Origin of the sequence: Bradyrhizobium nivariense, from assembly GCF_029846695.2 — a bacterium.
GTDB lineage: Bacteria > Pseudomonadota > Alphaproteobacteria > Rhizobiales > Xanthobacteraceae > Bradyrhizobium.
The window spans coordinates 218,723-232,642 of the sequence record NZ_JARWCR020000004.1; the positions used below are offsets into that span (position 1 = coordinate 218,723).

A 13,920-nucleotide genomic window follows, 5' to 3' on the forward strand; every position below is an offset into this window, starting at 1 on the left:
GGTACTGCCCGCCCGTTAATCAGCTTGAGATGAAAAGTCGGGATTCGTCCTCGTCGCCACGACGAGGGAGGGAGGTCTTGTGAGATACGTCATCGCGATATCCGGGCCGGTTGCGGTCGGTAAGTCGGCGCTTGCAGGCGAATTGGAACGGCGTTTCGGTGCCTATCGGATCTCGACGCGCACCTTGCTTATCGATGCCGGGACCAAAAACGAGCGCTCTGAACTGATTGAGGCCGGCAAGCGCCTGGACGTCCAGACCGGCGGCACGTGGGTTCGTGACGGCGTGGTCGACCATCTCGGTGTGCACGGCGAAAAGGAGATCGTCCTCGTCGACTCCGTCAGGACCGCCGACCAGGTCAAACACTTGAGAGAAACGTTCGGCGAGAAATTCGTGCATATGCATGTGACCGCGCCATACGAGGTTATCAAGCAGCGCTACGAAGATCGCGGTTCGGTCGCCGACACCGGCATGGAATACGATCAGGTTCGGGCCGATTCCACCGAAAGCGGGGTCTGGCTTCTCGGCCGCATCGCAGATCGCGTCGTGGAAAACTGGAGGTGCGAGCCGTCATCATTGCTGGCGCGCGCGGTCGTGGGATTGGGTCTTTTCCCGTCGGTCGCTGAACCGCTGGTCGATGTGATCATCAGTGGTCAATATGGCAGCGAGGGCAAGGGGCACGTTTGCGCCCACATTGCCAAGGGATACGGCGTTATGGTCCGTGTCGGCGGGCCAAATGCCGGTCATCAGGTGGCTTTTCCGCCGTACAACTATCGACAACTTCCGTCAGGTACGCAGTCAAACGACAGGGCGAAGATATTAATCGCCGCAGGTTCTACGATCCATCCTGAACGAATATTGAAGGAGATCAAGGAGTGCGGTCTGACGCCCGATCGGCTGGTCATCGACGAGCAGGCGATGGTGATCGAGGACTGGGACAGGGAATTCGAAGGTCAGGACGGTGGCTTGGGGGCGATCGGCTCGACCAAGCAGGGCGCCGGTGCAGCACTCGCGCGCAAGATTCTGAATCGCAGCGACAATCCGATGCTGGGGCCAAAGGTCCGGCTCGCCAAAAATCAAACTGACTTGGCTCCCTACGTGAAGCCCGTGCAGCGCGAGCTGGAGAATGCCTATGCAAACGGAACGCGGATCATGATCGAGGGCACGCAGGGAACGGGATTGAGCCTGCATCACGGACATTATCCGCATGTGACGGCGCGAGAGACGACCGCATCGGGTTGTCTGGCGGATGCCGGCGTGGCGCCCACACGGGTGCGAAGGATCGTCATGGTGGTCAGGAGATATCCCATCCGTGTCGGCGGCGCTTCGGGGCCGATGGGCATCGTGATCGACTTCGACAAGATCGCCGACCGTTCCGGCATCCCGGCCGCAGAGCTCAAGGAAAAGGAGATCGGATCGGTGTCGGGCAACCCCAGGAGGGTAGCCGAATTCGATTGGGAGCAGCTTAGACGCTCTGCCGTCATGAACGGCGCGACCGACATCGCGCTGTCGTTCTCCGACTACATCAGCGTCGAAAATCGCCAGGCTCGGCGCTTCGAGCAGCTCACGGACGAAACCAGGGCCTTCGTCGCCGACGTCGAACGCGTCGCCAACGCCCCCGTGTCGCTGATTTCGACTCGCTTCGAACGCTTTGGCGTCATCGACCGGAGGAACTGGCGTTGAAGGAAGAAGATCTGCTCCGCCATTATCCGCGTCTATGGCACATGGCCGAGGACGGCAGTTGGGATTCGATCCGCAAGCACGGTCTCCTTTCGACGTCGTCGCTGCTAGATCTCTACGGATACACCGGCAAAGCTCGGCGCGAACTCGAAGCTGCAAGACGGCCGGAATCGGTCCTGATCGCGTCCGATGGGTTGCCGCATGCAATCGTACGCGACCAGAAGCCGATGACGGCATCCGCTCTCGAAAAATGCCTGACCGACGGCACCACGCCGGCGGAATGGTTTAAGACGCTCAATTCACGCGTCTTCTTCTGGCTCTCGAAGGAAAAGCTCAGAGGGCTGCTGGACGCAAGAGCCTACCGGGACCGACCGCAGACCGTCTTGACGCTGGACACGGCGAGCCTGGTCGGCGCCAACCGGGAGCGCGTCAGATTGAGCCCGATCAACAGTGGCGCCACTATTTACAATCCGGCACCCCGGGGGCTCGATACATTTCTCCCGATATCGGACTTCCCGTTCGAGAAAAGGCGGAAAACGCGGACGCTCCAAAATACGATCGTCGAACTCACCGTTCTCGGAGGCGTGTCCGACATCAGGGATCACGCGATAGCTGTGCATTCGATCCACAATGGCAAGCACACCGAGCTTTGGCGCCGGAAGGGAACGAATTCCGCAGACGGTCCCTGAATTCAGCGCGTTAGCGCGGGGTTGTCGATCCGAGCCGGCCGCCGTGCCTTTCGCAGCAGGTCGGCGATGTGGCTGGTAAGTCCGATTTCACCCTCGATGCGGACCCCGACGTCGCCCGGAAGCTGATCGAGGAAGCCGCGCAAGGCTTCCAATCCCCTTGAAACTTTGAAGACCTCCCAACGGTGGGCGTCGCCCGGCACGATGGTGGATGCTGCACTGTCCGTCGCGCCTTTGTGTAACTGGACGATCCACGCTCGAGAGCCGTCGTGAACCCACTCGAACCGTACGGGACCCAGAGCCGCCTTCGCGTGTTCGTAGAGTCCGTGGACGTCGGCAGAAATAGAAGTCGGAATTTTCTCCGGTACCTTGCGACCGAGCATGAAATGGTCGCCTTCGCCGGCGGTACCCTCGATGACCACTTGACCGTTAGCGTCCGTGATCGCGGCACCCGAATAGGTCGCCGGGACGGCGGCTTGGCAGAGTACCGCCGGGATGGCGGTGCCTTGCGGATCCTCGATCGCAAGTAGCTTGAAAGGATCGGTCCAGCCTTTGACGGTCGTGTAACGGCCTGGTTCCTGCTCTCTCGGACACGTTCGGGTCCATACCTCGCGAGATGCGGTATCCTGGCCGAACGTGAAGGGCGCGACCCTTCTCGCGAAGCAGGTCGTGCGAGGGACGGGCAAACCTATCGCGTGGGCAACGAGAAGCCCGAACGTCTTGTCGCCGATGTGCTGGCTGAACCTGTTCGGCCACTTCATGGCTGGTCGCGCCGGCGCCGATTCCGTGCCTTCGTATTCCCACATCAGGGTATGCGTCCGGCGCCAGCCGCGGGGTTTCGGATGGATGCTGAACTCCAAGCGGCCGCGATCGGCCGCCACCGTTTCGGGTTCGAAGCCGAATACGATGCGGATGACCGCTCGCGCCAGGTCGGACGGCATGGACGCGGTGCCTTCCTTCTCGACGCATCGCGGAGTGTCGTCCGGAGCGAATTCCGCGACCCCTCCTTGGATTACGCCCGAAACGCCGCCATCGGAAATGTCCACCGTCTCGTTCGCGATGACGAACAAGCCTTCCGCCGACATCCGAGCGAGGAGGGATTGCGCTTCGTCGACATTCGCCAGGCCGTAGTGGAAATCCCTGCTGCGCGGACTATCCGGAGTGAAGCTGCGGAGGTTGATTGTGCCTTCAGGGCTGCGTTCGATGAGACTGACCAGTCCCCCACGAACGGAATCGAACGAATGGTTCGGCTCGTAACCCGCGACACGGCAGTACTGCTGTAGAGGAAGCGTCCCGCCGGGCGAATAACTTATGAACTGTGCAACGTTGCCGATCCTCGCGAGTTCATCGAGCGATTGGTCTTTTCTGAGCGACATTGTAAGACCTCGTCGCGAACATGATCGAGAACTAAACTAACGCGGGTGCTACAGGCGGGCGCCCGCTACGTCCAGCGCGCTGCGCGGATATCACCGCATTTCACCGGGCGGATCGAAGGCTATTGACTCTCGAACGCAAGGGATACAGCGCCTCGTAGCGCTCGAGCCAAGCCCGTTTCGCCTCTACCGGGGGCAAATTGCGGACGACGATGGGGGCCGGGACGACATCCTGTCCACGCAGCCAGTCGTCCGTTCCTCGAGGCATGATCTGGCGCTGTTCGGCGGCGAGCACGCGCAGGTCGGCCTGCTTCACCTCGCGAGGTATTGGTGTCTGAATGCCGAACCGGGAGAAGATCGCTCGCTCCACCTCGCCTTCGATCCGTTTGTACTCGGGAAGCATCTGCTTCAGCGGCCGCGTGATGTCGCCGAGAAAGGCCTCCGCCGCGTCGTGCATCAATGCTTCCAACTCAAAGCCGGTGGCCGTCTCGCTCACCAACAGGCTGTGTTCCGCAACCGAATAGAAGCCATTGCACTGTCCCGAATACCGGCAGATGTGCGCAAGCCCGTGCGCGATGTCCTCGATGGTGAAGGGGCTGGCGTGCGGCGCAGCGAAATCGAACCATGCTCCGCTTTGGAGCATGATCGACGGTCCAACATCTATCCTGACAGCAATCACCTTATTCGCTTCCCACGCCATAAAGCCCTCCGACTATAACCCGGAAATCCGGTGTTGTTCCATCGACCGCGTCTGCCACACACGCCTCTTTGAACAAGGTTGCAAAATCGTATATTCCAATTTATGCAGATTTGCATGAAATTAGCAAGCGAATCGAAGCGGGCGCTCGTGGGAGAGATACAAGCCCGGATGGAGGCTAGAAAGCTGGTAACCACGCAGTTTGCGCAATCTTGCGGGGTTGATCAAAGCCAAATCAGCAGGGTGCTGGCTGGCGACTTCAAAGGCGTAAGCCATAATGTAATGCAAATTTGCATACATCTGGGAATTGATCCCATGCGATTTTTCGTTCCTTCGCGCGAGGACGAGTTTGCCAAGAAGCGCATCATGGAAAGTGCGCTTGCGGTGTGGGACGGCACTCCAGAGGACGCCGATCTCCTGGTGTCAGTGTTGGGAGGCATGGCAGCAATGCGCAGTGCACGACGGAAGTGAGACGATAGCCAAGCCGTCGACGTCGCTACGCCAGGTGGATCAAGGGCGGACGGGGATCTCGGACTCTAACTCCGAAGACCAGGGGCACCAGAACGATTTGGGCAGGAAGCTTCCGCCTACCTCGTCGAGATGCTCTTCGACGTAGGTGACGTTGGCGTCGCAAACTTCAATCTGCATCTCGAACAGGCGAACCGTCTCGGGGATGAGATGGAACGACCATTCTGGATTATAGGTCGCCTTGTGCTGATCGATGACACCGGAAACGTGACGTTTGGCGTTCGATGGGTTGGCAAGTGCGGCCCGCAACTCGTCGATCCCCGCTTTGCCGCGGACCTCGAAAGCGAAGTGCTTCAGCTCCTTCTTGGGGGACATCTGACGGAATGTGAAGCGCGCGATCTCGGGCGAGGGCTGCTGAGCGTATGTTGCTCCACATGCGGCCAAGCCGGCCGCAACCATCAATAGCTTTGCCATCCTGTTAGCCATTGAGATGCCTCCCTAACGATCCTTGGCGCGTCTCGACTTCGCTTGAACCTCGAACAGCTGTTCGACCCGCACTTCCAGCGTCGTCGCGAGCGTTTCGAGAACAAGAAGAGTGGGGTTCGCGCGCCCATTCTCGATTCGACTGATGAAGCCCTGCTCGACGTCGATCTCGGCGGCCAGGACGTCCTGCGTCCATCCTTTTTCCTTCCTGATCCGCCGGACGTTCGCAGCCAGAGCCTTGGTGGCTACCGAATCCCGCGTTGGAAATCTCTTTTCGAATCCCGACCGTGCCATAGGGGCACGGTCGGGCAATACGTCGATTCTGGTCTATGTGATTTATCATATATTTACCCGCAAACCGCTAAGTTCGGGCGGTTCAGCAGGAGGATCAGCATGAATCTGTTCGAGGTTGAAGGTACGGTGACGGCGCTGGGTCAAAACGTTTTCGACAATAATGTCATGATCTACGCCTACATCGCGATAACCGACGTTTCGGGGCGGCGAACGTTGATCGAGAAGGTTGCCGTCTGCAACGACATCGGCGCTGTCCTCGAACTCGGGCAAAGCGGACATTTTTACGTGGACTGCTTGTTCAACAGCAACAACACATTGAGGTGCCAACTTTGGGGATTGAGAGCCGACGGACTCGCCGTCGTCGACCGCCACAATATCTGATCGCAGACCGGCTTCTTCAGGATCGCCTACGGGATCCTCACCATTCCGGTATTCGGCCTCGGCCTGATGCTGCTCTTCAGCGGTATCCGACTCCTGATGGGCAACTGCGACCGGCAGAAAGTCTTCCGAGGTGGAGAAAATGGTTTGCCGCCGCCGCTTCCGGCACAGGCAATTCGGATATGAAGTCAACAGTACCCGCTCTCGCTGCAACGCTACTGGCTGCCTCAAGTCCATCCGCGATCCGGAGAATTGACTTCTGTTCGTTCGACAATGTTGCAAGCGCTGGCGCCATCACCGGTGCCGCCTCCGTCCGAGCCCTTTCTTCCCTTCGGCTTTACCGCCTTCGCAGCCGGCCGAACCGGATCGTCGTCTGGGGTCCTCCGCTAGACATAGTATCCTCCATGGTCGCGCAAGCTGTGCATTAAGGATGACACGGCCGATCAGCGATTGTCCTCTAGGATAAGCCCCGGGAGCACTTGCAGGGGCCAACGCCTCCTGGTCCGCAGCCGTCGCAGGTGGGAAAAGAGGGGTGCGTCGCCACGCCATCCGCCGAGCATCGATTGGACCCTCAAATCGGGAGCAAGCGACACATCGCCTCTCGTCTCCGGCTCGAAGCAACTGTTGGACCTCGTAGATTCCCTAGGCGACACACCCCCAGCGATCCCTCATTCATCGGGGTAGGAGCGGCTGTGGGGGCTTCACATGACAGAAGAGAAGCCGCCGGACGATCGGAATGTTCGGCGGAAACCGGCGTTGCTTACCGTGCACGGCGCGAATTCGGACGGTGTTTGGCAGCGCGAATTGCAGATATTGATGACACCGCACTTCGACTGTCATCCGTACAAATATGGCGGGTACGAAGGTAAGTACGGCGTGGTGAGGGCTGTAATCTACCCTTGGTCGCCGGTGATTGCCCTCGTGATCGCGATCCTGAGCGTAGGTATATTCAAAATCGGCCTCGTCAAACTCAGCTGGCCTCTTTCCCTCCATGCGATCGCCCTAAGCTTCTGGGCGGTAGCCGCCGTAGCGGGAGTAGTGGCATCCGGCTTCCTTTACTCATATATGAAGCGATCTGCTACCGCAGAGGAACTCAGGGCTGACGTCGACGTCAGGGCATTGCGCCGGCCCCACGTCATCGCCCACAGTTTCGGCTCATATCTCATTGGACGAACGCTCGACAAGTTTCCGGACTTTCGAGTCGAGAACGTTGTTCTGGTTGGCGCGATACTGCCGCGTTCATTCCCTTGGTCGAGCATCCTGAGGGAACGAAAAAGCAGTATCCGCAAGGTTCGCAGTGAGTGTGGACTATCGGACAACGTGGTCCGGGCAATCGGACTCATACGACTATTCGTCCGAGATGTGGGAACCGCGGGAAACCGCGGATTTCTTGAAGGCGCAGACGTGCACTCCGTTCAGGGGCCCATGGAAACGTGCACACGATGCACCGCTGAAAATCAAGCCGTCGTCCATAACGTTCGTCTGCGCAACTTCGGGCATCGCGACCAGTTCTTGACCCGGAATCATGCGCGTTCGTTGTGGCTTCCCTTCCTTTGGAATTTGGAAGTGGAGGAGTTCATTTCGTTCGTCGACGATTGTGACCTAGCAGCCCAGCATCACGCGAACGGGCTTTATCGCGAAGCAGAGCTGTTGATCGATGCGATATGGGAGCGCACCTACTCCTGGACCGGCGGCCGCACCCTGGAGGCTTACGTAAGAAGTGAGATTGCCGCCCGGGTCAAGCATCTGCGGTGGAAGCCAACTGCACCATTGGTCTCGACGCTGGCGGAACAGGTAAAATTCGGTTTGCACAATATGGTGTCGGACGCGGACAGGGAGCATTTTTCCCAAAACAACCCGCTGAACGAACGAGTAGCCCGCTCCCTTCATCCGCACATTGCGATCGCCTCCTATATCGAACAGATCGTCGGCGAAAATGAGCTCTGATCGAAGGGAAGAGGTTCTTTCACAAGGTCTCAAACGGCTGGCGGCACAGCCTGCCGACGAGACCGCATGGCGCTCCGTCTACGACCGGTTGTGGCCATTCGTCACCGCGATAGCCTGGCGACGTCTCAGGGACAGGACCGCGGCGGAAGATGCGGCACAGGAGGTCTTTCTGCGACTTCTGAAGATGAAGCCGTTCGTCGAAATCAACGAGCCAGAAGAGTTCAAGGCGTACGTATGGCGGATGACAGTGAATGTGGCGAACGACATCGCCCGAAAAAATCAACATTCGGACCGTATCCAGGAGGCCGTGTCGAAATTTGGAAGGGCCGATGAATGGGTCCAACTCAATCCGGCCGATCAACGTCTGCTATTCGAAGAAGTGATGGGCCTTGCCCAAGAGGATCTTTCGAAGGACGAGAACGAAATCTTGAAGCGCCTCGTAGTCGGCCTCACAATTCGCGAAATAGCGGGCGAACTCGGGCTCGCATATTCCGCCACTGCCGTGAGGGTGCATCGAATTCGCCGCAAGCTAGATAAGCTATTGAAATCGTGAAGTAATTTAATTTTGTGGAATGCTGTAATAAACCGGCGCTCCAAGCGGTTTCTCTAAGTACCGGTTGGAGCAGTCCCTATGACGAGAATCGAAGAAGCCGAACCGGACGCCTTGGTGCGTCCCGAAGGAAAAACCCGCATGGAAGCCGTCCTCACGGCCCGCGCCAAGCGGCTGAACCTGCGACTTGATCAGCTTCGAGAGCATGATCATAAAGTATTGCGCGAATCGCAATACCCCACCCCGACGTGTCTCGATCCAAGTGAGGTCGATCGGTTCTTCACGGGCGATCTCACGGACGATCGTGCGTCTCACATAGAGACGTGCGCGATGTGTGCGGCGATGATCGAAGTGGCGGATCCTCCGGTTCGTTGGTTCGACGATGTGTTCGGCCATGCGATCAAAGACGCTGCGAGCGAACCCAAGCAGCCGCCTCCACGACCGCAGCACCCCGTGATGACAGCGACGCGCTATACCGCGCCCATTCTCGTGTTTCTCCTAATGATGTTGGTCGGTCTCGCGTTCACGAGTAAAAGCGACGTAATCCTGTTCGGATTGCTCAGGGACAAGATGCCCGCCGTAGCGGCTATCGTCCTAGGTATCGTAGCGTGCACCTTGCTGTTGACCTGGCTTCTCGCAACGGGTCTGCCATCTACAAGAGCGTGGTCGGGCCTCGTCATGGGCGGCATCTGCAGCCTCGTCGTCGGCATCGTACTGGCGCAGTCAATTTTCCATCTTGTCGAGGGATATGACGGAATTACTTCCGCCCAGTATCATCTGTTGGCGACCATCGCGGAAAATCCCACGAAACGAGGCTTCATAGAGCGGGTGGCTTTCGATAAGCAGCAAAAATCGGGAACCCTCGTAGCAACGACGGATAATGGATACTACAAGATATATTGGGAGTTACCTGCAGGGACACGTCGATATTTGGCGAAGGTCTACGAAGGCAAGCTGCAGTATCAGTCAAATGGAGACAGGAAGGTTCTGACGTCCAGCAGAGAACTTCCGGCGAGTCTTCCTCCACCTGACAACAAAATTGAGAACCTGCAGAACGTCATGGCTCTAGTGCCCGAAAAGACGAGCAATGCTGCTCGGATATTTCCGATCGAGAGCGCGGCGCGGTACTAGGCCTAGGTTCGACCTATTCGAAGGCATTCCCCTGATCGCTTGCCGGCGCAGGATCAAGCCTTCCGCCAGACACCCGAATAACTAGGCCTCGACCTGGGCGTCGGAGGTGAGGAGACCCTATGCGTGCCAGACCGATCGACACATCCGCGCCCGAGGCCAAAATGGCTGGTCAATCGACAGCGCCCGCGGCCCCCGGCGACAACTCGTCGTTTTGCGTTCAAGACGGCGATCGTCCCACCGGAATACCTTGCGCCCTATCTGATCCACCTACTGGCTGAATTCCGTGGTCGCTGCACTTGCGCATTGCGCGGGACGGATTGCAACGAGGCGTTTTGAGCATCCGCCGGCCTGCGGTGTTCGGGGGGCCTGTTTCGGTCTCGGCATATGGAAGCCGCGGAAACTCGAAATCCATGAGCGACCGAAACGAAATATCGCAGGAGCCGCCTGCCAGAACTACTTGGACACCGTCCACCCGGATTGCGACCGAAGAAATAGGTTTTGTCTCCCGTCGCGCTCGCATGCCGACCGGATTCACTCCCGACAGGCGGGGAGCGACCGCATAATTCTGCATCCGCGCTGCATTGGCTTGTTTCGGTGACGAAACCAGCGGAGTCTGAAAGCCTAAGAATTGGGGAGCCAGAATGGCGTACGCTAAGCGTCACAAAAAGCCGGGAAAGCACCCGAAGGTCGAATCCTTCGACAAGGAGCTGCGTGAACTCGAAAGCGAAACTTTCGAGGAGCACGAGGAGTGGTGGCGGGATGACCACTTATCCGGCGCGTTTTCGGCCTTCAAGCGTACCTTGATTATAGAAAGAGCCCTCGAACTCGTTATTCCGCAGCTGAAGAAGAGAACTGCATTTTGCGACGAGCTGGTAGTAGCGATGGAGGGAGCCCTTCCTCAGAAGGGCGCCGGCAAGGGGACAACGAAGGTCGTGACCGCTGATTGGGATACGATCACGTTCAACAACTACCTCCGTGGAGGCACGATCACGCCCGATGCAGAAGAGAGGGAGGCGGTCGCCGAAGCCGCAACTGGCATTGCCATCCGCGAATTCGGGAGCAGGGACAGGGAAGGCGCTGCGATCGACCACGTATTGAAGCAGCGTCACATCTCACCGTCGGCTTGCTTGGAACTTGTGCTGGGCAGCCTTCGGCCGGCGGCTCCCGAAACCTACCGGGCGAGGCCGCCGTTCGCTTCCATCTTGGGGCCGGGATTCGCGGCCGAGCCTCAAGCCGCATCGCCGGCGCCGCTCGAGCAGATGGCGAACCAAATACATGATGAGTTGCGCGGTTTGGATGGAGCGAGGCTTATCCTTGTCGCGGGCCCCCATCTCTCCGGCAAGAAGACAAGTCTCAGGTACCTGTGCAAGAGATTCCGAAATGGAAAGCTATTGAAGCTGGAAAGCGGGTCTCATATTCCCGTGCTTGCGCTCGCGCTGGACGAGTTGGCGCCCGGCGATTTCGTAGACCAGGTCTTCCAATTCTTCCGGAATGGAGATCCCAGCGCAGTGAAAACGCCCGAGGGCGACGAGGGCTTGACCGTCGCCGCCAAGGTGGAGCATGTCCAGCGCCTTTGCAAAAGGCAGCCGGCTTGCGTCATCTTGGCCGACGTCGCGCCGATGGAAAGCGACGAATTGGTGCGAAGCCTTCATCACGATCGCGTCGCGGAAATAGTCAGCCATCTGCTTTCCGGAAATCACGAGACACGGGTCGTCCTGACCGCTCACGATCATGACAAGTTCGGCCCAATGCAGGAAGAAGCTTCGCGTCGGGGGATCCGGCCGGAGGTGTTCCGGTTGCCCCGGCGATTGCTGATCAACCGGGATCTAAAATTTTTGAGAGAAGCGTCGGAAGTCGATGAGACGTCCTCCTCGTCGTTCAAGGTGAGCGGGATAACATACCAGCTCGCGTACATAGCGAAGAAGCTGTCGCATCTCCGTCGTAAGCAGTCAGGCTTCCGGCTGCGCGTCGAGCGAAGCCTCGCGAACAACGAAGATTGGAAAATACTGGACATCGTCTGGGTGGATCTCCTCGAACCTCACGAGCGCTTTCTGCTCGGCGCTGTCGCTTCGAGCTTCGACGGTCTCCGCACCAGCGTCGTAGTCCGAATGGCCAAAGCACTGGCTCAACGCGATGTGCCCTGGATTGAAATGCTATCGACCGAGCAAAAGGTGCAAGAGGTCGCGCAACGCCTTTCCGACTTCGTCCAGATCGGCGCCAGACAACTCGACCTCGGCCAGCATGGCTGGCGAAAGCCGACCATGGAGGATCTGATCTTCATGGATCAAGGCTGGCGCACACATGTCATGTCGACCTGGTTCGAACATGACGACGATATGGCACGTGAATGCCTGTGGCTCGTGGCGAGAGAGGCGGCCGAGCAAGCCCGCACCTTCAAGACCGTCGGAGGTTTCGCGAATGCCAGGAGCGCCTTGGCGCGCGACTTGCAGTCATTTGACGCCCTGATCGCTTCCATCGACCCGGAGGATTGCTCCACCGACCGCAAGGATGAGAGCACGTGGTCATCCGAGGCTCGGATTTTACCGAGCTTGGATCGCCGCGATGCTCCGAGACCCGACGCGATAACCGTGTTGCGGTACGCGTACCAGCGATGGTTCACGGACTACCTGGAAGGCGCCGATTACCGTCTTCTTTCGGAGCTGGACGATCCGAGCCTTCGACTGAGGCTTTTGCTCCCTCTCTTCGACCCATCTCGACCTTGGTTGAGGCTTGCCGACAGGCGACTTCATTGGGAAGAGGATGGAGACTCCGAGCGTCCGTCCGACGACTTGTATAGGCAGATTAAAAAGGCCTTTCCCGGCAAGAGGCTGCTGCCGCTTTTGACCGGCATCGCCATGGCATCGTTGCGGGTACAACGCTTCGACCTCCTGAGGACGGCGGGCAGAATGGCAGAGCAGATACTGGATGCGGACGCCGCCGGTCCGGACGCGACCAAAGCATTTCGGATCCTGAGGGCCGAAATCGATGCCGGCCTGTACGGAGGTGGAAATCCGGACGTATCGTTGCCTATGAGACCGTGGGAGAAGTCGGAGAGGGAACGACTTCTCGAGGCTCCCAGCGCCGGACGGCGATCGGAAGGCGAGCAGGAACAATCATATGACGAGGTTGTCGACCGGATAACAAAGGTTTTGGCCGGGAGGTTTCAAGACCAACCAGACGTAACCGCGGAGATGGTGGTCGCGCGGGCGAAGATCGTGGCGCGACTGGGCGAAGCCTACCACATGATGGGACTGACAAGCCGAGCGCGTCAGGCGTTCGATGAAGTGTTGGCAGCCGAAGCCAAGTTGGCGGACAAGTTGGGAGATGAGAGCGGCGTCGGCAGAATACTGGGGGGGCGTTGCGCCCGAGCGTCCATCGCCTTCTACGTCGATTGCAGCCGAAGGCGGCAGTGGATCAAGGACCAGCCAGACCTCAGATTGCCGAATGGCCTGAATTTGCCGCTGCCGCTTATTGTCCGCGGCGACGACGAGGAGTTGAAGAGGGCCCAGGACCTGCTGGCGCTCAACGTTCGGAGGATAGGCGCGTTCGACGCAGCAGACCGGCTCGGGGTCCGGATGGATCAGGCGCGACTGGCAGCCGCCAGGGGCCAATACCTGAACGCCATGGAGTTGTTGAAACCCACCGAGTCTGTACGTCTCAGGCCCGGAGCCAACATCGAGCTGTCGATGGAATTCTGTACCCTCCACACGAAGACGCTTCTGGAGGCTGCCCTGCTGACCTTGCGGTACGAAGCCGGGGCACCGCCGACGGACGACTTCTGGAACCACATTCGGGATTTGAAGCAAGGATACGACACCGATGGAGCGCCCTTGGTCGACGAACTGGTGGAACTCGCCGAGCAGAGCCTGGGGTCCTTCCGATGGTTGGTCGGCTCGCGTAAAGCGTTGTTCCTTCCTTGCGGAATGGTCTTCCGCTACTTCGAGATATGGCTGCGGCTTCTGAGGCTGCGGAATGTCGATGCGGCGGAGATGCGCCATATGGTGCGTCATATTGTTGGCGATCTCGATATCGTCATGGACCACATGAAGGCGATCCATTTTCATCGCTTCCATTACGAAGCCGATGTCCTGAAGCAGCGGTTGGAAGCAATCCTGGCGGACCCCGAGGACACGAGACCGATTCAGAGCGATCCAATCGTCTCCGAGAGTATGGCCTAGCAAATCATCGTACTGAAACTGCATCGGCTGGAGTCGGTCCTTCCGGCGTGCATCATC

The 13,920-nt window shown here is 58.8% G+C and carries 12 protein-coding genes; 7 read left to right on the plus strand and 5 right to left on the minus strand.

Going from position 1 to position 13,920, the window contains the following annotated elements; genetic code table 11:
- The first annotated feature begins 79 nt into the window (after positions 1-79).
- Together QCM77_RS05805 and QCM77_RS05810 are read left to right on the plus strand one after the other, a co-directional pair.
- Complete coding sequence (locus QCM77_RS05805) at positions 80-1,681, plus strand: adenylosuccinate synthetase (RefSeq protein ID WP_279682324.1); 1,602 nt, start codon at positions 80-82, stop codon at positions 1,679-1,681.
- Positions 1,678-2,367, plus strand: a complete 690-nt coding sequence (locus QCM77_RS05810) for a DUF7002 family protein (protein WP_279682326.1) — start codon at positions 1,678-1,680, stop codon at positions 2,365-2,367. The genes QCM77_RS05805 and QCM77_RS05810 overlap by 4 nt, the downstream gene beginning before the upstream one ends.
- Before the next feature lie 2 nt (positions 2,368-2,369).
- Here the strand turns inward: QCM77_RS05810 and QCM77_RS05815 are convergent, their stop codons facing one another.
- Together QCM77_RS05815 and QCM77_RS05820 are read right to left on the minus strand one after the other, a co-directional pair.
- Complete coding sequence (locus tag QCM77_RS05815) at positions 2,370-3,740, minus strand: hypothetical protein (RefSeq protein WP_279682328.1); 1,371 nt, start codon at positions 3,738-3,740, stop codon at positions 2,370-2,372.
- Positions 3,741-3,840: 100 nt separating this feature from the next.
- Positions 3,841-4,437, minus strand: a complete 597-nt coding sequence (locus QCM77_RS05820) for an HD domain-containing protein (protein ID WP_279682330.1) — start codon at positions 4,435-4,437, stop codon at positions 3,841-3,843.
- A 114-nt stretch (positions 4,438-4,551) separates the two neighbouring features.
- On the opposite strand from QCM77_RS05820, the gene QCM77_RS05825 reads away from it, so the two are divergent.
- The gene (locus QCM77_RS05825) at positions 4,552-4,905 is read left to right on the plus strand and encodes a helix-turn-helix domain-containing protein (protein WP_279682332.1); all 354 of its coding nucleotides are present in this window, start codon (positions 4,552-4,554) and stop codon (positions 4,903-4,905) included.
- A gap of 39 nt (positions 4,906-4,944) precedes the next feature.
- Here the strand turns inward: QCM77_RS05825 and QCM77_RS05830 are convergent, their stop codons facing one another.
- From QCM77_RS05830 to QCM77_RS05840, 3 genes are read right to left on the minus strand one after another with little or no spacing between them, the layout of a single operon-like run.
- Positions 4,945-5,361 carry a BP74-related protein gene (locus QCM77_RS05830; RefSeq protein ID WP_279682333.1) on the minus strand — a complete coding sequence of 139 codons (417 nt, stop codon included), beginning with the start codon at positions 5,359-5,361 and terminating at the stop codon, positions 4,945-4,947.
- Positions 5,362-5,400: 39 nt separating this feature from the next.
- Positions 5,401-5,697, minus strand: a complete 297-nt coding sequence (locus QCM77_RS05835; protein WP_279682334.1) for a helix-turn-helix domain-containing protein — start codon at positions 5,695-5,697, stop codon at positions 5,401-5,403.
- A gap of 27 nt (positions 5,698-5,724) precedes the next feature.
- Positions 5,725-6,249 carry a hypothetical protein gene (locus QCM77_RS05840; protein ID WP_279682336.1) on the minus strand — a complete coding sequence of 175 codons (525 nt, stop codon included), beginning with the start codon at positions 6,247-6,249 and terminating at the stop codon, positions 5,725-5,727.
- Between the two features lie 513 nt (positions 6,250-6,762).
- Between QCM77_RS05840 and QCM77_RS05845 the strand changes: the two genes are divergently transcribed.
- The 4 genes from QCM77_RS05845 (at position 6,763) to QCM77_RS05860 (ending at position 13,863) form a co-directional block, all read left to right on the plus strand.
- Positions 6,763-8,004, plus strand: coding sequence for an alpha/beta fold hydrolase (locus QCM77_RS05845; protein WP_279682338.1), 1,242 nt, complete (start codon positions 6,763-6,765; stop codon positions 8,002-8,004).
- Positions 7,994-8,557 (plus strand): RNA polymerase sigma factor, encoded by a 564-nt coding sequence (locus QCM77_RS05850; RefSeq protein ID WP_279682339.1) that lies wholly within the window; start codon positions 7,994-7,996, stop codon positions 8,555-8,557. Before QCM77_RS05845 ends, QCM77_RS05850 begins: the two co-directional genes overlap by 11 nt.
- A gap of 78 nt (positions 8,558-8,635) precedes the next feature.
- Positions 8,636-9,685, plus strand: coding sequence for a hypothetical protein (locus tag QCM77_RS05855; RefSeq protein ID WP_279682341.1), 1,050 nt, complete (start codon positions 8,636-8,638; stop codon positions 9,683-9,685).
- 641 nt (positions 9,686-10,326) lie between these two features.
- Positions 10,327-13,863 (plus strand): hypothetical protein, encoded by a 3,537-nt coding sequence (locus QCM77_RS05860; RefSeq protein ID WP_279682343.1) that lies wholly within the window; start codon positions 10,327-10,329, stop codon positions 13,861-13,863.
- Positions 13,864-13,920: the final 57 nt, after the last annotated feature.

Bases quoted from the DNA above. Each gene is read 5' to 3' on its own strand.
- QCM77_RS05815 (WP_279682328.1), bottom strand. From the start codon at position 3,740: ATGTCGCTCAGAAAAGACCAATCGCTCGATGAACTCGCGAGGATCGGC.
- QCM77_RS05820 (WP_279682330.1), bottom strand. From the start codon at position 4,437: ATGGCGTGGGAAGCGAATAAGGTGATTGCTGTCAGGATAGATGTTGGA.
- QCM77_RS05825 (WP_279682332.1), top strand. From the start codon at position 4,552: ATGAAATTAGCAAGCGAATCGAAGCGGGCGCTCGTGGGAGAGATACAA.
- QCM77_RS05830 (WP_279682333.1), bottom strand. From the start codon at position 5,361: ATGGTTGCGGCCGGCTTGGCCGCATGTGGAGCAACATACGCTCAGCAG.
- QCM77_RS05845 (WP_279682338.1), top strand. From the start codon at position 6,763: ATGACAGAAGAGAAGCCGCCGGACGATCGGAATGTTCGGCGGAAACCG.
- QCM77_RS05850 (WP_279682339.1), top strand. From the start codon at position 7,994: ATGAGCTCTGATCGAAGGGAAGAGGTTCTTTCACAAGGTCTCAAACGG.
- QCM77_RS05855 (WP_279682341.1), top strand. From the start codon at position 8,636: ATGACGAGAATCGAAGAAGCCGAACCGGACGCCTTGGTGCGTCCCGAA.
- QCM77_RS05860 (WP_279682343.1), top strand. From the start codon at position 10,327: ATGGCGTACGCTAAGCGTCACAAAAAGCCGGGAAAGCACCCGAAGGTC.